19 protein-coding genes are annotated in these 21544 nt (G+C 72.6%); 13 read left to right on the forward strand and 6 right to left on the reverse strand.

Annotated elements, in window-relative coordinates:
* The first annotated feature begins 170 nt into the window (after nucleotides 1-170).
* Both cmk and der read left to right on the forward strand, forming a co-directional pair.
* Entirely contained in the window at nucleotides 171-887 is a 717-nt protein-coding gene (cmk, locus tag AMK19_RS32530) for a (d)CMP kinase (protein WP_073818904.1), read from the forward strand.
* Between the two features lie 120 nt (nucleotides 888-1007).
* Entirely contained in the window at nucleotides 1008-2459 is a 1452-nt protein-coding gene (gene der, locus AMK19_RS32535; protein WP_073818906.1) for a ribosome biogenesis GTPase Der, read from the forward strand.
* Nucleotides 2460-2603: 144 nt separating this feature from the next.
* Here the strand turns inward: der and AMK19_RS32540 are convergent, their stop codons facing one another.
* Both AMK19_RS32540 and AMK19_RS32545 read right to left on the reverse strand, forming a co-directional pair.
* A complete protein-coding gene (locus AMK19_RS32540) occupies nucleotides 2604-3137 on the reverse strand; it encodes a hypothetical protein (protein ID WP_143200524.1) in 534 nt (177 codons plus the stop codon).
* A gap of 245 nt (nucleotides 3138-3382) precedes the next feature.
* Nucleotides 3383-4225, reverse strand: a complete 843-nt coding sequence (locus AMK19_RS32545) for a hypothetical protein (protein ID WP_073818910.1) — start codon at nucleotides 4223-4225, stop codon at nucleotides 3383-3385.
* Nucleotides 4226-4846: 621 nt separating this feature from the next.
* On the opposite strand from AMK19_RS32545, the gene AMK19_RS32550 reads away from it, so the two are divergent.
* A complete protein-coding gene (locus AMK19_RS32550) occupies nucleotides 4847-5653 on the forward strand; it encodes a LysM peptidoglycan-binding domain-containing protein (protein ID WP_073818912.1) in 807 nt (268 codons plus the stop codon).
* 223 nt (nucleotides 5654-5876) lie between these two features.
* Entirely contained in the window at nucleotides 5877-6221 is a 345-nt protein-coding gene (locus AMK19_RS32555) for a transglycosylase family protein (RefSeq protein ID WP_083647549.1), read from the forward strand.
* Nucleotides 6222-6324: 103 nt separating this feature from the next.
* On the opposite strand, the gene AMK19_RS32560 is transcribed toward AMK19_RS32555, so the two are convergent.
* Nucleotides 6325-7125, reverse strand: a complete 801-nt coding sequence (locus tag AMK19_RS32560; RefSeq protein WP_073818915.1) for an MBL fold metallo-hydrolase — start codon at nucleotides 7123-7125, stop codon at nucleotides 6325-6327.
* A gap of 157 nt (nucleotides 7126-7282) precedes the next feature.
* Between AMK19_RS32560 and AMK19_RS32565 the strand changes: the two genes are divergently transcribed.
* The 8 genes from AMK19_RS32565 (at nucleotide 7283) to fusA (ending at nucleotide 16918) form a co-directional block, all read left to right on the forward strand.
* Nucleotides 7283-7969 carry an alpha-ketoglutarate-dependent dioxygenase AlkB family protein gene (locus tag AMK19_RS32565; protein WP_241844701.1) on the forward strand — a complete coding sequence of 229 codons (687 nt, stop codon included), beginning with the start codon at nucleotides 7283-7285 and terminating at the stop codon, nucleotides 7967-7969.
* Between the two features lie 208 nt (nucleotides 7970-8177).
* Nucleotides 8178-9041 (forward strand): acyl-CoA thioesterase, encoded by an 864-nt coding sequence (locus AMK19_RS32570; protein WP_073818919.1) that lies wholly within the window; start codon nucleotides 8178-8180, stop codon nucleotides 9039-9041.
* Nucleotides 9042-9161: 120 nt separating this feature from the next.
* Nucleotides 9162-9956, forward strand: coding sequence for a DUF1684 domain-containing protein (locus AMK19_RS32575; protein ID WP_073818922.1), 795 nt, complete (start codon nucleotides 9162-9164; stop codon nucleotides 9954-9956).
* A 520-nt stretch (nucleotides 9957-10476) separates the two neighbouring features.
* Nucleotides 10477-11967, forward strand: coding sequence for a C40 family peptidase (locus tag AMK19_RS36710; RefSeq protein ID WP_073818924.1), 1491 nt, complete (start codon nucleotides 10477-10479; stop codon nucleotides 11965-11967).
* Nucleotides 11968-12206: 239 nt separating this feature from the next.
* On the forward strand, nucleotides 12207-12839 hold the full coding sequence (locus AMK19_RS32585) for a TetR/AcrR family transcriptional regulator (protein ID WP_073818926.1): 633 nt from the start codon (nucleotides 12207-12209) through the stop codon (nucleotides 12837-12839).
* A gap of 149 nt (nucleotides 12840-12988) precedes the next feature.
* On the forward strand, nucleotides 12989-13813 hold the full coding sequence (locus AMK19_RS32590) for a VC0807 family protein (RefSeq protein WP_143200525.1): 825 nt from the start codon (nucleotides 12989-12991) through the stop codon (nucleotides 13811-13813).
* A gap of 174 nt (nucleotides 13814-13987) precedes the next feature.
* Nucleotides 13988-14392, forward strand: a complete 405-nt coding sequence (locus AMK19_RS32595) for a hypothetical protein (RefSeq protein WP_083647551.1) — start codon at nucleotides 13988-13990, stop codon at nucleotides 14390-14392.
* Nucleotides 14393-14833: 441 nt separating this feature from the next.
* On the forward strand, nucleotides 14834-16918 hold the full coding sequence (fusA, locus tag AMK19_RS32600) for an elongation factor G (RefSeq protein ID WP_073818928.1): 2085 nt from the start codon (nucleotides 14834-14836) through the stop codon (nucleotides 16916-16918).
* A 61-nt stretch (nucleotides 16919-16979) separates the two neighbouring features.
* On the opposite strand, the gene AMK19_RS32605 is transcribed toward fusA, so the two are convergent.
* The 3 genes from AMK19_RS32605 to AMK19_RS32615 form a co-directional block, all read right to left on the reverse strand.
* Nucleotides 16980-19040: a phosphocholine-specific phospholipase C gene (locus AMK19_RS32605; protein ID WP_073818930.1), complete on the reverse strand. Its 2061-nt coding sequence runs from the start codon at nucleotides 19038-19040 to the stop codon at nucleotides 16980-16982.
* Between the two features lie 226 nt (nucleotides 19041-19266).
* Nucleotides 19267-19689, reverse strand: a complete 423-nt coding sequence (locus tag AMK19_RS32610) for a very short patch repair endonuclease (protein ID WP_241844702.1) — start codon at nucleotides 19687-19689, stop codon at nucleotides 19267-19269.
* Nucleotides 19690-19837: 148 nt separating this feature from the next.
* Nucleotides 19838-20740, reverse strand: coding sequence for a helix-turn-helix domain-containing protein (locus AMK19_RS32615; protein ID WP_073818932.1), 903 nt, complete (start codon nucleotides 20738-20740; stop codon nucleotides 19838-19840).
* Between the two features lie 140 nt (nucleotides 20741-20880).
* Between AMK19_RS32615 and AMK19_RS32620 the strand changes: the two genes are divergently transcribed.
* Nucleotides 20881-21495 (forward strand): YbhB/YbcL family Raf kinase inhibitor-like protein, encoded by a 615-nt coding sequence (locus AMK19_RS32620; protein ID WP_241844703.1) that lies wholly within the window; start codon nucleotides 20881-20883, stop codon nucleotides 21493-21495.
* Nucleotides 21496-21544: the final 49 nt, after the last annotated feature.

Raw genomic sequence — 21544 nt, forward strand, 5'->3', positions numbered from 1 at the left:
GGCCGACCGGTCGGCCCGCGCCGCAGGGGACGCGTCCCGGGGCGTCGCCGGTGGAGACGCCGGGTCGGGGCGGCCACTGCCACTGACCGGGGACGGGGCCGGGACGGGGTGGCGCGCGAGTCCATTAACCTTGAGGTGAGTTCGTGTGTCGTGAGAGAGAGGTTCGCCCCGTGGACAGTGTCGACCGAGCGTCGAACAGCCCGGTCGTCGTCGCCATCGACGGGCCTTCGGGTTCCGGCAAGTCGACGGTGTCGCGGGCAGTCGCGGCGCGCCTCGGCCTGAGCTTCCTGGACACCGGTGCGATGTACCGCGCCATGACGTGGTGGATGCTCGCCAACGAGGTGGACGTGGACGACCCGGAGGCGGTGGCGATCGCCTGCGCCAAGCCGGTCATCGTCTCCGGTACCGACGCCGCCGGGCCGACCATAACCGTGGACGGCCAGGACGTGTCCGGCCCGATCCGCGGCCCCGAGGTGACCGCCAAGGTCAGCGCGGTGGCCGCGGTCCCCGCGGTGCGGGCCCGGCTGGTGGAGCTCCAGCGCGGCTGCGCCTCGCACACCGCGCGCGGCATCGTCGCCGAGGGCCGTGACATGGGCAGCGTGGTGTTCCCGGACGCCACCGTGAAGGTCTTCCTGACCGCGTCCGAGCAGGCCCGTGCCGAGCGCCGGGCCGCCGAGCTGCGCGCCAAGGGCCTGGACGAGGCGACGATCACCGCGATGGCCGCCGACCTGGCCCGCCGGGACGCCGCCGACTCCTCCCGCGAGACCGCCCCGCTGACCCGGGCCGCGGACGCGGACCTGGTCGACACCAGCGAACTCACCCTCGACCAGGTGATCGGTACGATCACCGCACTGGTCGAGGACCGGGCCGGCCTGACGGCCGCCTGACCCTCGACCCCCCCCCGAACGATCCGACCGCGCGAGATCCGCGCGGTTCGCGCTGCCCGCCGGGCAGGTACGCACGGTCCGCCCCTGGGAAGGGCCGGGCCGGGAAATGGAAGACGGAACATGAGCAACGACACCACCGCCCAGCACGGCGAGCTCGGCGATGCCGAGTACGCCGAGTTCTTGGCGCTGGCCGCCGAGGAGGGTTTCGACGCCTCCGAGATCGACGCCGACCTGGACGGCCACGGCCCGATGCCGGTGCTGGCGATCGTCGGCCGCCCGAACGTCGGCAAGTCGACCCTGGTCAACCGCATCATCGGCCGCCGCGAGGCGGTCGTCGAGGACCGCCCCGGCGTGACCCGTGACCGGGTCAGCTACGAGGCGATGTGGGCCGGCCGCCGCTTCAAGGTGCTGGACACCGGCGGCTGGGAGATCGACGTCCTCGGCCTCGACGCGATGGTCGCCGCGCAGGCCGAGCTCGGCATCGAGCAGTCCGACGCGGTGCTGTTCGTGGTCGACGCCACCGTCGGCGCCACCGACACCGACGACGCGCTGGTCAAGCTGATCCGCCGCTCCGGCAAGCCCGTCGTGCTGTGCGCCAACAAGGTCGACGGCCCGTCCACCGAGGCCGAGGCCGCGTACCTGTGGTCGCTGGGCCTGGGCGAGCCCTACCCCGTCTCCGCGCTGCACGGCCGTGGCTCCGGCGACCTGCTGGACGCCGTGCTGAAGGTCCTCCCGGAGGCCCCGCCGCAGCTGTTCGGCGACGGCCTGGTCCCCGGCGGCCCGCGCCGCGTCGCGCTGATCGGCCGGCCGAACGTCGGCAAGTCCAGCCTGCTGAACAAGGTCGCCGGCGAGGACCGCGTGGTCGTCAACGAGCTGGCCGGCACCACCCGTGACCCGGTCGACGAGATGATCGAACTCGGCGGCAAGACCTGGAAGTTCATCGACACCGCCGGCATCCGCCGCCGGGTCCACCTGACCTCCGGCGCCGACTTCTACGCCTCGCTGCGGACCTCCGCCGCGCTGGACAAGGCCGAGGTCGCGGTCGTCCTGGTCGACGCCAGCGAGACCCTCGCCGAGCAGGACACCCGGATCATCTCGATGGCCGTCGAGGCCGGGCGCGCCGTCGTCATCGCCTACAACAAGTGGGACCAGCTCGACGAGGAACGCCGCTTCTACCTGGAGCGCGAGATCGAGCGCGACCTGGTGCAGGTCCAGTGGGCGCCCCGGGTGAACGTCTCGGCGAAGACCGGCCGCCACATGGAGAAGCTCGTCCCCGCGATCGAGACCGCGCTGGCCGGCTGGGAGACCCGCATCCCCACCGCCCGCCTGAACGCGTTCCTCGGCGAACTCGTCGCCGCGCACCCGCACCCGATCCGCGGCGGCAAGCAGCCGCGCGTCCTGTTCGGCACCCAGGCCGGCACCCGCCCGCCGCGGTTCGTGCTGTTCGCGTCCGGCTTCCTGGAGGCCGGCTACCGCCGCTTCATCGAGCGCCGGCTGCGCGAGGAGTTCGGCTTCGTGGGCACCCCGATCTCGATCTCGGTCCGGGTGCGCGAGAAGCGCAAGAAGAAGTAAGCAGGGAACGGATACGGCTGTGGGCCGCGGGCACCGGGGAGGTGCTTCCGCGGCCCACAGCCGTATCTGCGCGTGCCGACGTCCGTGCGTCCGAGCACGGGCGCCGGCGTCCGTGCTCAGACGTCCGTGTTCAGGCGTTCGTGTTCAGACGTCGCGGCCGGGCGGCAGCGACAGCACCGAGCGGTGCCGACCGCCCGTCGGCCCGGGGGCCGGGGCGGGGGCAGCGGGTGCGGGGGCCTGCGGGGACGGGCCGAGGTAGCCGGTCGCCACCCAGCCCTGGCCGTTCGCCTGCGCGGCCGACCCCGGCACGGGCCCGAACTGCGGCGCGCCCGGGGCCTGCCCCACGTACGTCTCGAAGGACTGGTGCTGCTGCGAGTACGGCGCCGGATCGCGCCGCTCCGCCGCCACCTCGCGCGGCTGCTGGTCGCGGACGTGCGTGTCGCGGAGGTGCTGATCACGTACGTGTTGCTCGCGGCCGTGCGGGTCACGGAGGTGTTGCTCGCGGCCGTGCTGGTCGCGGACGTGTTGCTCGCGGACCGCGAAGCCGGTGAACCTCAGCCCTTCCTCGCCGGAGCGGTCGCCCGGCAGCGCCCGGAACATCCGCCGGTACTCGGAGTACAGCGAGTCGTAGATCGGGGTGGCCGACACCGGGTGCTCCGCGTCGTACGACGGTCGCATGCTCGGGATCGAACGGGCGACGGGGGAGGAGGGGCGGCCGGTGGAGGAGACGTCGTAGCTGTACACGTAGGAGCCAACGAGCGAGACCGGCTTGGGATGCGGGGGCGGCCACCCCCGGTCCTATGGCCGGCCCGCCGCCCCGGGCGTCCTCAACCTCTGCCCGGGCAGCCGGGGTTGACGCGGTGTCGGACGAGCCGGTGGCGGCCGGGTCGTTCACGGGGTCGGTCATCGGCGCGCCCCCGCTCTCAGGTACCGGCCAGCGGCAGCATGCCCGCCGCCAGCACGCCGCGGGCGGCGGCCCGGTCGAGGGCCAGGCGCAACAGGTCCTCGCGCGGCTGGCGGCCGACCGCGCCGGCCGGCACCGCGAACATGATCACCTCGGACTTGCGGGCCGCCGCGGCCCGCCACGCCGGGGTCACCTGGAGCGCCTGGTGGGCCTGCCACCAGGCGGCCGAGCCGCCGGCCGCCGAGGGCTGCAGGATCGCGTGCAGCTGCCCCATCGCCATCAGCACCGACCAGCCGGCCCGCGGCCGGGCCGGCGCCCGGTTGACGTCCTGGACCAGCTGGAAGCCGTGCTCGGTCAGCAGCGACAGGAACTCGTCCGTGCCGCTCGCGCTGCCCGGCCGGCCGACCGGACCGGTCGGCTCGATCACCAGCGCGGCGTGCTGGGTGTCGCCACACAGCACGATGCCGCAGGTCACGCCCAGTACGGCAGGCTGCGGCCGGTCGGGCGGCACCGGGGCGATCGGCTCCGGGATGTCCACCGGGGCGACCGGCTGCGGCGCCGGGGGCTGCGGGGCGTGGGCGGTGCCGCCCTGGCTGATCGAGGCGACGGCGCCGCGCAGCTGCTGCTCGTCCACCGGCACCACCTGGGACGGGACGCAGCGGGCGTGCGCGAACGCCAGCACCGCGGTCTCGTCGCCGACGAACAGCACCGTGCTGGTGGGTTCGCGCAGCGAGTCGCCCGGTAGTCGGCACGAGGTGCAGTCGTACGCGTCCGGAGCATGGGCTCCGGCCAGCAGGCTCTCGGCCTCGTCGTCGCCGATCTCGGCGCGTACGTCCTCGCTCACCTCAAGCATGCGCGGCACAAAGACTCCTCGTTTCGCCCTGGTGTTCTGGGTGCGCCCGGTGGGACTTCCGGGTGCGCGGCGCGGGGCGCGCCGACCGCCATTACCAACGGGAGGTTGTGGCTGGGGTCACGGGTGGCCGGCCGGACGACGGGATTTGGGCGGCTTCTGACTGCCCTGTGTGCACACGGGGTCGCTATCTGTCGACGCTGTGCCCGACCTCACACGGGTCAAACTGTGACCGGGACCATATTCGCAGATCGTTTGATCTTGGGAAAAGCGGACGAAATGGACATCGGCTCTGCGTTTGCTTGATCGATACCCTCGGTAACCCCTCAATGACCTGGGGAAACGCGAAACTGTTTGGTCGACCGGGCACCGGCTCGTAGGTTCGTGGCCGGTGCATCGAGCACCTCCCGGGTTCACCCCCGACGCAACGGTCCGCCCCGGCTCACCCCGGACCCGGACCCTGCGCCACCGGCGCGACGGCAGCCAGCCGCCGCCGGGGATGCGGACAGGTGGCCGGGGCGGCAGCGGCACGTCCGACACGTGCACGGCCGCCCACCGGACTTGGCGAGCGAACACGGCCCTGCACTGGGTCTGGTTCCGCCTGCCCATCCCGGGGATGTCGAGAGGAATCTCATGACCTTCCGTAACGAGACTGCCGCTGCCACCACCACCTCCAAGCGCAACCGTGTTCGCGCGGCTGTCGTCGGCGGCGCCCTGCTCGCCGCCCCGGTGGCCGGCCTCGTCACGGCCAACACGGCCTCCGCCGCCGACGTCGCGACCTGGGACAAGGTTGCGCAGTGCGAGTCCGGCGGCAACTGGTCGATCAACACCGGCAACGGCTTCTACGGTGGCCTGCAGTTCACCTCCTCCACCTGGGCCGCCTTCGGTGGCACCGCCTACGCCTCGCAGGCCAACCAGGCCACCAAGGCGCAGCAGATCGCCGTCGCCGAGAAGGTCCTCGCCTCCCAGGGCCCCGGCGCCTGGCCGGTGTGCTCCGTCAAGGCCGGTCTGACCAAGGGCGGCGCCGCTGCCCAGGTCGACACCTCCGCGGGCTCCTCCTCGTCCTCCTCCTCGAAGTCGACCTCCACCCCGTCGACCTCCACCCCGAAGTCGACCTCGTCGAACTCTTCGACCGCCGCGAAGTCCGACTCCTCGAAGTCGAACACCGCTGCTGCGGACACCTCCGCCAAGGCCTCCCGCTCGGAGTCCCGCGCGCAGGCCCCGAAGACCCAGGACGCCCCGAAGCAGACCTGGAAGGACAAGTCCGGCGCGGCCGCCAACACCGCCAAGGGCAACGGCTACACCGTCAAGTCCGGTGACACCCTGTCCAAGATCGCCGCCGGCCTGGGCGTCGACTGGCACGACCTGTACAACAAGAACACCGGTGTTGTCGGCGGCAACCCGAACCTGATCTTCCCCGGCCAGGTTCTGTCCGTCTGAGACATCTTCGGAAGCACTGCTGCTTCCTCCGGGATCGGTTGATCCCCTCCTGTCGGCGTGAAGCCGCCACCCTGGTGTTGGGGTGGCGGCTTCCGCCGTTTCTGTCCGTGGCTGTCCATCGCTGTTCGTGGTTGTTCGTGGTTGTTCGTAGCTGTTTGTCCGGTTGGACCGGGTGGGTGCACTGCGGAGGTGGCCGGGTCGGGGTGCTGCTTAGCGTCGGGGGATGCGGACAACTGTCAACGTTCGGGCTGTTGCGCTGCTCGCGCTGGGTCTGCTGTCGGCGGTCGCCGTCCTCGGGCTCGCCCGGCAGCCGACTCCCGACCTGGTGTGGGACCGGATCGCCGACTGCGAGAGCGGCGGTGACTGGCATGCGAACACCGGCAACGGCTACTACGGCGGCCTGCAGATCTGGCTGCCCACCTGGGTGGACGCCGGCGGCCTGCGCTACGCCGACCGGCCGGACCGGGCGGGCCGGGTGCAGCAGGTCGCGGTCGGGGAGGAGATCCTGCGACGGCAGGGGTGGCAGGCATGGGGGAGCTGTGCGCGGCAGCTCGGGCTGTTGGCGTAGGGGGTTCGACCACGGGTGGGGTTTGCGGGTGGGGTTTGCGGGCGGCGGCTGTGGGGCGGGGGCTGTGGGGCGGCGCTCATCGGTGGGGCTCAGCTGGTGGGGCTCACGGGTGGGCGAGGGCGGCGCGGACGCCGGGAGCCACGGTGGCGGGCAGGGCGGCGTCCGGGAAGCGGCGCAGCAGCGCGGCCTCGACCTCCTCGGGGGCGACGGGTTTGCCGAGTTCGGTCTCGAAGGCTCGCAGGTAGTCGCCGGTCCAGGCGATCGGGTCGGGGGTGTGGTCGGTCGTGGTGGTGTGGTGGCGGTGGCCCGGGACGGTGAGCTGCGGTTCGAGGGCGGCGATCTCGTCCAGCAGGTCGATCCACGCGGTGCGCTGGGCGGCGTGCGGGGTGTCGGCGAGCCGAGGGTGGACGTTCAGCCACAGCAGCGGGCCGCCGAGCAGCGTCCGGCTGCGGTGCTCCCACACGTAGTGCCGGTCGGGCAGGCCGAGGGACGTGCCGCGCAGCTCCAGCCGGTGGTCCTCCAGCTCCACCGCGTCCTCGTCCAGCGACTCCAACGCGACCAGCCGGGTGGGGAGTTCCGTCCCCAGTCCGGACCACGCGGTGCGGACCTCGCGGTGGCTGCGCTCGATCCGGGCCAGCACCGGCGCGGGGGCGAGGAACCGGGCATCCGGGAACGCGTCGCGGAGGGCCTCCGCCGCGAGCCAGTACTCCGGTGCGGAGTCCGGCACCAGCACGGCGCCCAGCCGCCGCCCCGAGGACGCCACCTCGCGGGCCAGCCGCTGTCCGTCCGCCAGCCGCAGGCCCGTACCGATCAGCACCGCGCGGTGCTGCCCCAGCACCAGTACCGCCGCCTGGTACGACGACTCTTCGGGAAGGTCCACCACCCGGAACTCCAGTGGATGCATCGCGCCTCCTCCGCCAACCGGCAACGTCCTTCCCCCAGGGTCCGATGGGACGGGGGTCCGCGCATGTGGGGGCTCGGGTGCGGGTGGGTTGTTCGGGGCGGGGACAGGGCTGGGGCGGGGCGGGGGAGCGGGGGTGCTCCGGTGGGAGCATGGAGGGGTGAGTGGTGGCGGGGTGTTCGCCGGGGAGCTGTTCGGGCGTGAGCGCGAGGAACCGGCGCCCGGGGTGGTGCTGCTGCCCGGGTGGTTGGGGCCGGGGGAGCAGCGGGAGCTGGTCGCGGCGTGCCGGGAGTGGGCGCGGCCGCCCGCGGGGATGCGGACGGTGACGTTGCCGACCGGCGGGGTGATGTCGGTGCGGACGGTGTGCCTGGGCTGGCACTGGTACCCGTACGGGTACGCGCGCACGGTGGTGGACGGTGACGGCGCGCCGGTGAAGGCGTTCCCGTCGCGGCTCGGGGAGCTGGCCCGGCGGGCGGTCGCGGAGGCGTACGGCGGCCAGGTCGGCGGGATCGCGGGCGCGGCCGGCTTCGCGCCGGACGTCGCTCTGGTCAACCACTACCCGCACGGGGCGAAGATGGGCCTGCACCGGGACCGCGAGGAGCGGGTGGACGCGCCCGTGGTGTCGTTGTCGCTGGGCGACAGCTGTGTCTTCCGGCTCGGCAGCACCGAGACCCGGACCCGCCCGTGGACCGACCTGGAGCTGCGCAGCGGCGACCTGCTGGTGTTCGGCGGCCCGATGAGGTTCGCGTACCACGGCGTGGTGCGGACGCTGCCGGGCACGGCCGACCCGGACCTCGGCCTGGTGGGGCGGCTGAACATCACGGTGCGGCAGTCCGGCCTGGAGTAGGCGAGTGGCGAGTGGCGAGTGGGGGCGGCCTGGTCGGTGGGCGTGGTGGGTGGGGCAGGTGGGCGGTGCGGTTGGTGGGCGTACCGGCTTGCCGCCGCGTGCCGGAGGGCGGGAATTCCCGGTGGGCGCGGAGACTTGTGTTGGACGGAACACGGCGTCCGGCGGCACACCCAGCCTCGCCCGGCCGCCAGGAGAGGGAGCGACATACATGGGAACCCCCGTCGACCAGCTCGTCGAACTGCTCGACCTGGAGCAGATCGAGCTGAACATCTTCCGCGGCCGCAGCCCCGAGGAGGCGCTGCAACGCACCTTCGGCGGGCAGGTCGCCGGCCAGGCGCTGGTCGCGGCGGGCCGCACGGTCGACGACGAGCGCCCGGTGCACTCGCTGCACTCCTACTTCCTGCGCCCTGGCATGCCGGGCGTCCCGATCGTCTACCAGGTCGATCGGATCCGGGACGGCCGTTCCTTCACCACCCGCCGGGTGCTGGCCATCCAGGGCGGGCGGTCGATCTTCGCGCTGACCGCGGACTTCCACAAGCCCGAACCCGGCGGCATCGAGCACCAGTTCCCGATGCCGGACGTCCCCGCCCCCGAGGACCTGCCGAGCGCGCTGGACGAGGTCGGCTCCCGACTCGGCGAACTGCCGCCGTTCATCAGCCGCCGCCAGCCCTTCGACATTCGGTACGTCGACCGGCTCAAGTGGACCCGCGAGGAGCTCGACGGCGTCGAGGCCCGCAGCGGCGTGTGGCTGAAGACCAACGGCGCGCTGCCCGACGACCCGCTGATCCACGTCTGCGCGCTCACCTACGCCAGCGACATGACGCTGCTCGACGCCGTCCGCGCACCCGTCGAACCCCTGTGGGGCGAACGGAACTTCGACATGGCCTCGCTCGACCACGCAATGTGGTTCCACCGCCCGTTCCGGGCCGACGACTGGCTGCTGTACCGGCAGGAGTCGCCGATCGCACACGGCGCGCGCGGCCTGGCCCGCGGCGAAATCTACGACCGGAAGGGGCAGTTGGTGGTGTCCGTGATGCAGGAAGGCCTGTTCCGTCCGCTCGCCGGGCGCTGAGTGGCGCCGTGCGGTGCCGAGCCGGACCGGCGGAAGCCCCGTCCGGTGATGAAGGTCCAGCGATGAAGGTCCAGCGATGAAGCAAGTGTCCGAACCAGAGCCCCACTTGGAGGCAGTCCGATGACCGACACCGCAGCCGAGGCGTGGCAGCACTGGACGGAGTCCCGGAGCGCCGCGGCGAGCGCCCCGCACGGCCCGCTGGCGCTGACCGGCACCCACTGGTTGGAGCCCGAGCCGTCCAAGTTGCCCGGCCTGCCCGGGACTTGGTGGTCCGAGAGCGGCGTCGTGTGCGCCGAACTCGCCACCGGGGACGGCGTCCGGCTCGAAGGCGAGCAGCAGGAGGCGACCGGCCGGGTCGCGCTGCGCCCCGACACCGACCCGGGCGCGCAGATCGCCGTGCTCGACGCGCTGCGCCTGGTCCCGATCGAGCGCGAGGGCGAACTCGCCCTGCGCGTCTTCGACCCCGACGCGCCGCGCCGGGCCTCGTACGCCGGGATCTCGGTCTTCCCGTACGCGCCCGACTGGGCGGTGCCCGCCGTGTTCACCCCGTTCGAGGCCGGCGCGCAGAACCTGATGGTGGAGAACGCCGACGGCCGGGCCCGCCCGCTGACCGTGACCGGCCAGGTCGCGTTCACCCTGGCCGGCCGCCCGCACACGCTGACTGTCAGCGGTTCCGGCGACGGCGGCCCGCTGAGCGGCGTCATCGCGGACGGGACCAGCGGCCGGGAGACCTACCGCTTCCGGTTCATCACGCTGCCCGCGCCGGACGCCGACGGGAACACCGTCCTCGATTTCAACCGGGCGTTCCTGCCGCCGTGCGCCTTCTCCGACCACTTCATCTGCCCGTTCCCGCCGCCGGGCAACCGGCTCACCGTCGCCGTCGAGGCCGGTGAACGGCAGGCCGTCACCGTCTGAATCCTCTTTCGCACCATCGCAGTTCGACCCCGGCCCACCCGCCGGGGTCGACGTGCGTCTGGGCTCTTTGACGTCCAAGTTGTCATGGGCATGGCGCGATGTCCGGTGTCGGACTGTCCGGTTGGCGACGGTCGAAGAGCCTTCCGAGTGGGCGTTCGAACGACGAGAGTAGTGCTCGCCACCAGGGAGCACCGGCCGGGTGGCAGACCCGGGAGGCGACCCCGCGCTGGACCCGCCGATCGGACCAACAGACCTGACAGTGAACGGAATTGGGGGAGGCCGAACGTGATCGACACCTGCTCGGCCGCCACCAGGAACTCGACGGCCCCACCGGCCGCCCGGGCTGCCCGGGCCGCCCCCCGCCGCCACTGAGCCGCACCCGCCACCTGTCGGCCGCCTCGCGCCGACCGCTGTTCCTGCAAGACGGTCGTCCTCCCTCGAGGCCTGCCGGATCCCGCACGCCGGGCACGCCGTCCAGCTGTGCCCTCATCAACTCGCCTACGCTGCTTGGAGATTCGTCATGCCCTCGAACGCCCTGAAGACCTCGAACGCCTCGAAGTTCGCCCGCTTCGCGCTCGCCGCCGCCATCGCGGTCTCCGGTTCGGTCGCCGCGACCGCCGTCACCCTGGTCACCGCGTCCACCGCGCAGGCCGCGTCGTCCGTGGACGGGCAGATCACCCGCGGCGAGGTGATCCAGCGGGCCCAGTACTGGCTGGGCAAGTCGATCCCGTACGACCAGGGCGGCTCGTACGGGGATTCCGGCGGCCGCAGCTACCGCACCGACTGCTCGGGCTACGTCTCGATGGCCTGGCACCTCGGCTCCAGCCTGAGCACCCAGACCCTGCCGGGCGTGGCCACCGAGATCTCCCGGTCCGACCTGAAGCCCGGCGACATCCTCAACAGCTTCTACGACCACGTCATCCTGTTCGAGAAGTGGGACGACTCCGCGCACACCACCTTCTCCTACTACTCCTTCGGCTCCACCCCGGTGAAGCACATCACCGGCCAGTCCATCAACGCCGCCACCTTCGACTCCCACCCCAACGGCGACTACAAGGCGCTGCGCTACAACAAGATCGTCGACGACCCGGCGGCCGTGGCGGCCAACAACGGCAGCGGCGGCCGCGTCGCGACCGGTGTGCACGCCGACGGCCGGGTCGAGGTGTTCGCCGTGACCCCGGGTGGCGGCATCACCAACCGCACCGAGACCAGCGCGAACGGGGCCTGGTCGTCCTGGAACGGTTTCGGTCCGACCGGCACCGTGACGTCCGTCGCGACGGCGCGGCACGCCGACGGCCGGCTGGAGGTCTTCGCCGGCATGAGCGACGGCTCCGTGATGAACGAGGTGGAGACCAGCCCCGGCGGTGCCTGGTCCGGCTGGTACGGCTTCGCCCCGGCCGGAACGGCCAAGAGCGTCACGACCGGTGTGCACGCCGACGGCCGGATCGAGGTGTTCGCGGTCACCCCGAGCGGCGGCATGACCAACCGGGTGGAGACTGCGGCGAACGGTGCCTGGTCGTCGTGGAACGGCTTCGGCCCGTCCGGCACCGTCACCAACGCTGCGACGGCCCGGCACGCCGACGGTCGGCTGGAGGTCTTCACCGTGATGAACGACGGCTCCGTGATGAACGAGGTCGAGACCAGCCCCGGCGGTGCCTGGTCCGCGTGGAACGCCTTCGCCTCCTACGGCACCGCCAAGGGCGACGGTTCCCCCGGTGCGATCGCCACCGGTGTGCACGCCGACGGCCGGGTCGAGGTGTTCGCCGTGGCGTCGGGTGGCGGCATGACCAACCGGGTGGAGACTGCGGCGAACGGTGCCTGGTCGTCGTGGAACGGCTTCGGCCCGTCCGGCACCGCCACCGCCGCTGCGACGGCCCGGCACGCCGACGGTCGGCTGGAGGTCTTCACCGTGATGAACGACGGCTCCGTGATGAACGAGGTCGAGACCAGCCCCGGCGGTGCCTGGTCCGCGTGGAACGCCTTCGCGTCCTACGGCACCGCCAAGTCCTGACCCTGACCCGCTGCTCCATACGATCGACACCCGGCCCGGCCCGAAGGCTGCCTCCCGAGATGCGGGGGCGGCCTTCGGGCCGTTTCTCTGCGCCACCCCCTGTGTGCAGCCTCTTCGCGCTGTCGCCCTGTGGCGCTTTCCTGCTTGCCTGCACAGGTTCTTGCTCGCGCGAGCAAACGGCGCTACCTTTTTGCTCGGCCGAGCAATGGTTGGCTCGGACGAGCAGAGAGGGGTGCTCCGTGGGGCGCACGTTCACCGAATCGGCGCGGCGTCGGCAGATCGTCGAGGCGGCCATCGAAGTGATCGCCGATGCGGGGTACGCCAAGGCGTCGTTCGCGCGGATCGCGAAGCACGCGGGTCTGAGCAGTACCGGGATGATCTCGTACCACTTCAAGGGCAAGGACGACCTGCTGCGTGAGGTGATCGCGGAGGTGCTGCGGGTCTCCGAGGCGTACATGCGGCCGCGGATCGAGTCGGCGGTCGGCCCGCGGGCGCGCCTGCGGGCGTACATCGAGTCCAACGTCGAGCTGGCGGCCGCGCACCCGCGGGAGTTGGCCGCGCTGGTGGAGATTCTGAACGGCCAGGGCGACGACACGGGCAGCGAGTTCGCGACGGGCCGCCGGGCGGTGATGGACCTTCAGGAGTACGTGGTCCGCGCGGCGCAGGCGGACGGCGCGTACGGCTCGTTCGACGCCAAGGTGCTGGTGACGGCGATCCGGGGGGCGATCGACGCGGTCCTGGTCCGCGTGCTGCGCGAGCCGGAGATGGATGTGGCCACCAGCGCACGGGAGTTGGCCGACCTGTTCGACCGGGCGGTGCGCCCGGCCGAGATCTGCATGGAAGTGCACCGGCTGCCGGGCGAGTACGCATGAACGAACGACGGCCCGCACCGACAGGGCCGGACGGGGCGGCACCGGACACCGGGGCCGCGGACACGAGGGGGACGGGGATGAGGGGGATGGACGTGACGGCGGCGGGGGCGGCTGTGGCGGGGGCGGGCTTGGCATCGACGGGCGTTGGGGTGGCGGGCGACACCGCCTCGGGCGCGGTGGTTTCCGGCGCGGTGGCTTCGGGTGCTGCGGCTTCCGGTGGCGCGGCCTCGGGCGGTGCTTCGGGTGGTGCTTCGGGTGGCGCGGCCTCGGGCGGTGGTGCCGAGCCGCCGCGGACGGCGGACGGGCAGATCGACTGGGCGGCGCTGGCCGGGGACGACTCGACACCGAAGCAACGGTCTGCGCGTGGCCTGCGGCGGGCGGGCAAGTCGCTGGTGTTCGAGCTGGCGATCCCGTTGGGCGCCTACTACACGCTGCTCGGGTTCGGCGCCGGCCAGTGGCTGGCGATCACGCTGAGCACCCTGGCCGCCCTGCCGTGGCTGCTGTACGGGCTGGTGCGCAACCGCCGACTGGATGCGATGCCGGTGTTCGCCCTGCTGCTGATCGGTGTGGGTGCACTGCTGTCGGCGGTGACGGGCAGCCCCAGGGTGCTGCTGGTGCGCGACAGTTGGGTGTTCGGGGTGATCGGCCTGTGGATCCTGGGCAGCCTGCTGACCCGCCGCCCGTGGGCGCTCGGCGCGGCCCGGACGGTGGTCGCCGCCAAGATCGGCCCGGTGGGCGCGGACGCCTGGACCGGCCAGTGGGACTACGACCCGACCTTCCGGCGCCACATCCGCCTGCTGACGCTGCTCTGGGGCACGGGCTTCACCCTGGACGCCCTGATCCGGGTGGCGTTCGCGATGACCCTGCCTCTCGGCGCGGTGCCGCTGGTGAACGCGCTGCAGTGGCTGGTCGTGCTGGGCGCGATGATCGGCCTCCACACCTGGTACGTGAAGCGGAACGGGCTGCTGGTCTGAGGCCGTCCGAGGTTGGCCGAAGTCGTCCGAGGCCGTCCGAGGTTGGCCGAAGTCGTCCGAGGCCGTCCGAGGCGGGGGATGGGGGGATGGGGGGGTGCGGTGCGGCGGTTCCGGCGGAGGTGGCCGGGGCCGCCGCGGCCGTGCGTGTCGGTGGGTTCCGGCAGGATCGGCGGCATGATCGCTGTCGAGGACGTCATCGGGCGGGCCGGCCCGGAGGGCGCGCTGCCGCTGCTGACCCTGGCCGAGTTCTTCGCGGACAACACCGTCGAGGACTCGCTGGCCCCGAACCAGTGGGGCTACGGCCGACCGCCACTGGCCGACCTTGCCGCTGCCCTGGGCCGGATCGCCGACCGGCCGGACGTGGCCTGGGTGCGGGTCCAACTCCACCCGGAGACCCTGGACTTGGCAGAGGTGCTGGCCGAGGCCGTCGCCGTCTGCACCAGCGCGGACGCCGCGAACTGCGAGTCCTGGACGGCCGGGTGGGAGTCCAGCGGCGTGGTGACCGGTCTGATCGACGACTACTCGGACGTGCCGCCGGTGCCCGCCGGAATGGCGATCAGGTCGATCGTCTGGGACTGACGGCATCGCAAGTCGGCTATCTGCACGGCTTGTTGGAGCAGCGGGCAAAAATCTGGATGACGGCGGAGGTAGGGCACTCCTAGACTCGGCGAGCCGAAAGACGCCCGGGCCGGACGGCCGGCCGGGTGCACCGTGATGTGGAGAGGGAGGGACCAGTCGTGCGTAGCGCCGCTGTTGTCCTTCCCCCGTCGCGGTTCGAGGTGATCCTGGTGTCCTCGGCAGACCGGCGCCCGCTGCGCGGCCGGCGCCGGTAAGGGCTGCGAGCCCTCTCCCCTCAACCGCCCTGCTACGAACGCCCGTTGTCGGCGTCGCGCGGCCGCGTCGCACCGCATCGTGTCGCGTCGCTGTCGAGGGGTGTGTCCGGGTGGTGTGGTGCCGCTCGTGCTGCCGCCGTGAATCGCGCTGCCCATTCCAGGACCGAATCCCGAAAGGCACCGGGCCATGCGCACCGACCTCGCCCTCCCCGCCACCAGCACCACCATCTCCGTCCCCGCCGCTGCGGCCGTCCGCAACCTCGGCATCCTCGCGCACGTGGACGCCGGAAAGACCACCGTCACCGAGCGCATCCTGTTCCTGACCGGGGCGATCCACCGGCGCGGCGAGGTGCACGAGGGCACCACCGTCACCGACTTCGACCCGCAGGAACGCGATCGCGGCATCACCATCTTTGCCGCCGCGGTCAGTTGTGACTGGGACGGCCACCGGCTGAACCTGATCGACACGCCGGGACACGTGGACTTCGCCGACGAGGTGGAGCGTTCGCTGCGCGTGCTGGACGGCGCGGTGGCGGTGTTCGACGCCGTCGCGGGCGTCGAGCCGCAGAGCGAGTCGGTGTGGCGGCAGGCGGACCGGCACGGCGTGCCGCGGATCGCGTTCGTGAACAAGATGGACCGGCCCGGCGCGGACCTGGACAGGGCGGTCGCCTCGATCCGGGAGCGGCTCCACCCGGTGCCGCTGGCCGTGCAGTTGCCGATCGGCCGGGAGGGTGACTTCGTCGGCGTGATCGACCTGCTCCGGCTGCGCGCGCTCACCTGGCCGGACGGTTCCGGCGGTGCCGAAGGCATCCAAGTGGTCGACGTGCCGAAGGAGTTGGCGTCCGAGGCGGAGCGTCGTCGGCAGACGCTGGCGGAGGCGGTGGCCGAACTGCACCCGGCGGCGCTGGAGGAGTTCTGCGCCACCGGCACCCTCGGTGCGGACACCCTGGCGGGTGCGCTGCGCCAACTCACCGCCGAGGGACAGGCGGTGGTGGTGCTGTGCGGTTCCGCGTACCGCAACCGCGGCATCGAACCGCTGCTGGACGCAGTCGCGGCGTACCTGCCGTCGCCGCTGGACGTTCCGCCGGTCCGCGGTGACTGGCAGGGCGCCGTCCAGGAACGCCCGGCCGACGCCGAACAGCCGCTGGCAGCACTGGTGTTCAAGGTGAACGCGAGCACCACCGGGCGGCTCAGCAGCCTGCGGATCTACTCCGGCACGCTACGGAAGGGGGACACCGTGCTCGACGCGCGCACCGGGCGCACCGAGCGGATCGGCCGCATCCTGCGGCTGCAGGCCGACCGGCACACCGAGACGGACACGGCGGTGGCCGGCGACATCGTCGCCGTCGTCGGGCCCAAGGCCGCGCGGGCCGGCAGCACGCTGTGCGCGCCCGGCGCCCCGCTGGTGCTCGAACCGGCCGTCGCCGCCGACCCGGTGGTGACCGTCGCGGTCGAGGCGCGCCGTTCGGTGGACGCCGACCGGCTGGCGGCGGCGCTGTTCCGGCTCGTCGAGGAGGACCCGTCGTTGGTGGTCGGGACCGACCCGGAGAGCGGGCAGCGGGTGCTGTCCGGCCTCGGTGAACTGCACCTGGAGGTGGCGGTGGAGTCGCTCCGCCGGTCCGGGCTGGAGGTCACCGTCGGCCGGCCGCGGGTCGCCTACCGCGAGACGCTGTCCGGCACGGTCGCCGGGCTCGTCCTGCGGCACGTCAAACAGGACGGCGGCGCAGGGCAGTTCGCGCACATCGTGGTCGACGTCGAACCGCTCGGCGAACCCGGCACGGACGGCTTCGAGTTCCGCTCCACCGTCACCGGCGGGCGGGTCCCGCAGGAGTTCGTGCAGGCCGTCGAGGCGGGCTGCCGCGACGCCCTCGCGGACGGCCCGCTCGGCCACCCGGTCACCGGGGTCCGGGTCACCCTCACCGACGGGGCGACCCACGTCAAGGACTCCTCCGACCTGGCGTTCCGCACCGCCGGACGGCTCGCCCTGCGCGAGGCGCTGCGGCGCGGCGGACCGGTGCTGCTGGAACCCGTGGTGGACGTCACCGCGACCGTCCCGCCGGACAGCGTCGGCGGCGTCCTCGGCGACCTGTCCGCCCGCCGCGGCCGCGTCCACGGCTCCGACCCGCACGGTGCCCTCGGCGCGGTCCTGACCGCCACCGTCCCGTTGGCCGAACTCTTCGGCTACGCAGGCGCGTTGCGCAGCCGCACCCAGGGCCGCGGCACCTTCACCACCCGCCCGGCCGGCTACGCCCCGGCCCCCCGCGGCCAGTAACCGCCACAACGGCCGGCCCCGACCGCAACTCCCGGTCGGGGCCGACCACTTGTGCGCGATCTCAGGTGGTCAGCAGGCCGGGGTCGGAGAGCGATGGGGTGCCGGTTTCGATGTGGCCGGCGAGGCGGCGGACGAAGTCGGGGGTGAGGTTGGAGGTGATGGTGAGGTCGTACCAGCGGCGGCAGGTGGAGAGGTCGGCGGTGAGGGTGGCGGTGGCGCCGCGGCGGACGGTGACGGTCTGCGGGGCGCCCGCGTAGGCGTTGGCGACGGTGAGGACGGCGTCGGCGCCGGCCGGGTTGGTGAAGGTCAGGTCGAGGTTGCCGGTGGCGGCGTTGTGGCGGGCGGTGACCTCGGGGCCCGCGGTCTTGCCGGGATTGCGGAAGCGGCGCAGGAAGCCGTTCGGACCGAACACGGTGAGGTCGGTGACGCCCTTGGAGTAGGTGGTGTTCCAGGCGTCCGAGATGCTGGTGCCGGCCTCGGCGGTGTACGTCCACGGGCCGTCGGTGCGGTTGGCGGAGGTGACCAGGAACTGGGCGCCGGCCGCCTGCCCGCTGCTGAACGTCAGCGCGTACTTGCCGGTCGAGATGTCCGCCGAACCGTCCACGTACGGCGCGTACTTGAGCGGACGGGTGGGCTTCGCGCCGGGCTCCTGCCGGGGCAGTGCGCCGGTGGCGGGCGGGGTCGGCACGTAGTCGGCGTGCCGGTTGCGGTCGGGCGGCAGGTAGCCGGCCGTCGAGGGCAGCGTCGCGGGGGTCGCGTTCGAGGCGGTGAAGTCGAAGGCGGACGTCAGGTCGCCGCAAATGGCCCGCCGCCAGGGGGATATGTGGGGTTCGCGGACGCCGAAGCGCTGCTCCATGAACCGGATGATCGAGGTGTGGTCGAAGGTCTCCGAGCAGGTGAAGCCGCCGGTGCTCCACGGCGAGACCACCAGCATCGGCACCCGCTGCCCGAGCCCGTACGGTCCGGCGGCGTAACTCACGTTGCCCGCAAACAAGTCGGCGCCGGTGGCGACGGTCGACAGGCCCTGGTTCGCGGAGGACGGCGGGAACGGCGGCACCACGTGGTCGAAGAAGCCGTCGTTCTCGTCGTACGTGATGAACAGCGCGGTGCGGGCCCACACATCCGGGTTGGAGGTGAGCGCGTCCAGCACCTGCGAGACGTACCAAGCACCGTAGTTGGCAGGCCAGTTGGGGTGCTCGGTGTATGCCTCGGGGGCGGCGATCCAGGAGATCTGCGGCAGCGTCCCGGCCTGGACGTCGCGCCGCAACTGGTCGAACAGGCCGTCGCCGGCCTTGGCGTTCGTCCCGGTGCGGGCCTTCTCGTAGAGCGCGTCGCCGGGCTTGGCGTTGCGGTAATTGTTGAAGTAGAGAAGGGAGTTGTCGCCGTAGTTGCCGCGGTACGGGTCGTTGATCCAGCCCCAGCCGCCGGCCGCGTTCAGACCGTCGCCGATGTCCTGGTAGATCCGCCAGGAGACACCGGCGGCCTCCAGCCGCTCCGGGTAGGTGGTCCAGGAGTATCCGGCCTCCTGGTTGCCGAGCACGGGTCCGCCGCCGGTCGCGTCGTTGCCGGTGTACCCCGTCCACAGGTAGTACCGGTTGGGGTCGGTGGAGCCGATGAACGAGCAGTGGTACGCGTCGCAGAGCGTGAAGGCGTCGGCGAGCGCGTAGTGGAAGGGGATGTCCTGCCGGGTCAGGTACGCCATGGTGGTCGCCGTCTTGGCGGGCACCCACTGGTCGTACTTGCCGCCGTTGAAGGCCTGGTGGCCGCCCGCCCAGTCGTGGTTGAGGTCCTGGACGAACTGCATCCCGAGATCGTTCACCTGCGGCCGGAACGGCAGGATCTCCTTCTTCGCACTGTTCGTCTGGTACCAGACCGGCTTCCCGCTCGGCAGCGTCACCGGCCGCGGGTCGCCGAACCCGCGCACTCCCTTCATCGAGCCGAAGTAGTGGTCGAACGACCGGTTCTCCTGCATCAGCACCACGATGTGCTCGATGTCCTGGATCGTGCCGGTGGCGCCCTGCGGCGCGATCGCGGCGGCCCGCGCGATACTTGGCGCCAACGCGGAGAACGCCAGTCCGGTACCGGCGAGTTGAAGGAAACGACGCCGACTCGGTTCAACCATGGGAAGTCCACCTCTGAGGGTATGAGGGCCCGAAGCACGCACTGCCCCCAGCACACCGCCCCCGCCCCACGATCCGGCGGCCCGCCCGTGTCTGAGCGCTGTACGCCGAGCGAATGCCTTGAGTTGTTCGGACAAGACTGCCCAGGGTGCCCTCAACTTATACAGACAAGCTCATTCCGCTGACCGCGCACGGGAGTTACCCGACCCGTCGGTCGGCGCCGGGGCGTCACGGGCGCTTGCGGCGGCTCCGGACCAGGTCCTGGACGGTGTGGGCGATTTCCTCGGGCGGCTGGTGTTCCCAGAAGCGGAGGACGGTCCAGCCTTCGGCGGCGAGGTGGTCGGTGGTCTCGCGGTCGCGGGAGATGTTCCGGTCGAGCTTGGTGCGCCACCACTCGGCGTTGGCCTTGGGGCTGGTGGCGTGCTCGGGGCAGCCGTGCCAGAAGCAGCCGTCCAGGAACACCGCGACGCGCGGCCCGAGGAACAGGATGTCCACCGTGCGGCGCGGCATGCCGGGGACCCGGGCGTTGACCCGGTAGCGCAGGCCCGAGGCGTACAGCAGGCGTCGCACCGCGAGTTCCTGGGCGGTGTCCCGGGAGGACTGGCGGCTCATCCGGGCGGCGACGGACGGCGAGGACGCGGTGGGCGACATACCGCCAGTATCCGCCGGCCCGCCGACAGCCAGGCCGCCGACAGCCAGGCCGCAGACAACCCGGGTGGACGCGGGCCGGCGGCGGGGTTCGGGCGGTGGGGTTGGCCGGTTCGGGCGGCGGGAAAGGGCGGCGGGAGCGGGCGGCGGGTCAGGCGGCCGGGAGAGGGTGGAGCGCCGTGCCGCCGGCCCGGGCTGCGCGGTGGGCGACCAGATGGCGGAGGGCGCGTTCGGTGGCGGCGTCGGCCGGGGTGACGGTGAACAGCAGGTGGTCGGTGGCCGGCCCGGTGGACAGGATGTCGTAGTGCAGTCGGAGCTCGCCGGCCTCGGCATGGTGGACGCGTTTGCTGCCGGCGGAGCGCTCGAGGACGGTGTGGTCGGTCCACCAGGCATCGAACTCGGCACTGTGGAAGCGCAGTTCGGCGACCAGTTCGGCCATCCGGGGATCGTTCGGGTGGCGGCCGTGGCCGGCCCGGAGGTGGCCGACGGTCTCCCGGGCGACCCGGTGCCAGTCGAGCTGGGCGGCACGCGCGGCCGGGTCGAGGAAGAGCGACCGCGCCGTGTTGTCGGCCGGGCCGGTGCCGAACCCGGCCCCGAACAGGGCCCGCGCCGCCGCGTTGTGGGCCAGCACGTCGAGCCGGTGGTCGGTCAGGTACGCGGGGAACAGCGGTATGCCGTCCACGAGTTGGCGGAGCGAGGGACGGACCTGGGCGCCGCCCGGGCCGGCCGGGGCGACTGCCGGACGGTCGCCGCGACTTTCTCGGCGGGCCAGCAGGTGCAGGTGCCGGCTCTCGTCCGGCGTCAGCCGCAGCGCGTCGGCGAGCGCGTCCAGGACGGCCGTGCCCGGCGTGCCGACCCGCCCCTGCTCCAGGCGGACGTACCACTCCACGCTGACGGCGGCCAGCTGGGCGACCTCCTGGCGGCGCAGCCCCGGCGTGCGGCGGCGCGGCCCGCGCGGGAGGTCGACGTCCTCGGGCTGCAGGCGGGCGCGCTTGGCCCGCAGGAAGGCGGCCAATTCGGCCTGCCGGGAATCGTGTTGGGTCGTTCCGGTCATGGCGTCGATGATGCGGGCGGGCGGCGCGGGCGTCCAGCGCCGAGCCTGGTACGCCGAATGCCACCATGCGGGGTGTCTCCCCAAGTGTCGAGGCGCGGACGAGGGTTGGGGCAGACCACACCGATCAGGGGAGACACCTCGTGCCACGCCTGTCCCGCACCGCCGCTCTGCTGCTGAGCGCCACCGCCACCCTGACGCTGCTCTGCGCCGCTGACTCCAGCGCTCAAGTCCGGGAAACCGTCCGGGACTTCGGCCGGGTCTCAGTGCGCTCCGGAATTCCCGCCGACGCCGGGCGGTTCACCGTCACCAGCCCCGACCTGGTGAACGGCACGTTCCCGCAGGCCAATTGGGCGAACTCCTTTGGCTGCGAAGGCGGCAACCGCCCGCTGCGCCTGGAGTGGCGCGGCGCGCCCGCCGGCACCCGCAGCTTCGCCGTCACCATGTTCGACCAGGACGCCCCGACCGGCTCCGGCTTCTGGCACTGGGTGAGCTGGGACCTGCCCGCCACCGCCACCGCGCTGGGCGACACGCTGCCGCCCGGCGCGGTGTCCGGAACCGAAGACGCGGGCCTGGCGGGCTACTTGGGCCCCTGCCCGCCCGTCGGCGACCGTCCGCACCGCTACCGGATCACCGTCTACGCACTGGACGCCCCGAGTCTGGCACTGCCGGCCGGGACGCCGCCGGCCGTCACCGCGTTCACGATGGGCGGCCACGTGCTGGCGTACGGGCAGACCATGGCGGTGGCGGCGCGGTAGTGGGCCTTGCTGCGCACACAACACGCCCGGCCCGCAGGTGAGTTGCGGG

This window comes from Kitasatospora sp. CB01950 (genome assembly GCF_001905465.1).
GTDB lineage: Bacteria > Actinomycetota > Actinomycetes > Streptomycetales > Streptomycetaceae > Kitasatospora.

Coding starts and splice junctions, on each gene's coding strand:
- AMK19_RS32555 (WP_083647549.1), top strand. CDS start 5,877: ATGCGGACAACTGTCAACGTTCGGGCTGTTGCGCTGCTCGCGCTGGGT.
- AMK19_RS36710 (WP_073818924.1), top strand. CDS start 10,477: ATGCCCTCGAACGCCCTGAAGACCTCGAACGCCTCGAAGTTCGCCCGC.
- AMK19_RS32605 (WP_073818930.1), bottom strand. CDS start 19,040: ATGGTTGAACCGAGTCGGCGTCGTTTCCTTCAACTCGCCGGTACCGGA.
- der (WP_073818906.1), top strand. CDS start 1,008: ATGAGCAACGACACCACCGCCCAGCACGGCGAGCTCGGCGATGCCGAG.
- AMK19_RS32560 (WP_073818915.1), bottom strand. CDS start 7,125: ATGCATCCACTGGAGTTCCGGGTGGTGGACCTTCCCGAAGAGTCGTCG.
- AMK19_RS32610 (WP_241844702.1), bottom strand. CDS start 19,689: ATGTCGCCCACCGCGTCCTCGCCGTCCGTCGCCGCCCGGATGAGCCGC.
- fusA (WP_073818928.1), top strand. CDS start 14,834: ATGCGCACCGACCTCGCCCTCCCCGCCACCAGCACCACCATCTCCGTC.
- AMK19_RS32575 (WP_073818922.1), top strand. CDS start 9,162: ATGACCGACACCGCAGCCGAGGCGTGGCAGCACTGGACGGAGTCCCGG.
- AMK19_RS32615 (WP_073818932.1), bottom strand. CDS start 20,740: ATGACCGGAACGACCCAACACGATTCCCGGCAGGCCGAATTGGCCGCC.
- AMK19_RS32540 (WP_143200524.1), bottom strand. CDS start 3,137: ATGCGACCGTCGTACGACGCGGAGCACCCGGTGTCGGCCACCCCGATC.
- AMK19_RS32570 (WP_073818919.1), top strand. CDS start 8,178: ATGGGAACCCCCGTCGACCAGCTCGTCGAACTGCTCGACCTGGAGCAG.
- AMK19_RS32595 (WP_083647551.1), top strand. CDS start 13,988: ATGATCGCTGTCGAGGACGTCATCGGGCGGGCCGGCCCGGAGGGCGCG.
- AMK19_RS32550 (WP_073818912.1), top strand. CDS start 4,847: ATGACCTTCCGTAACGAGACTGCCGCTGCCACCACCACCTCCAAGCGC.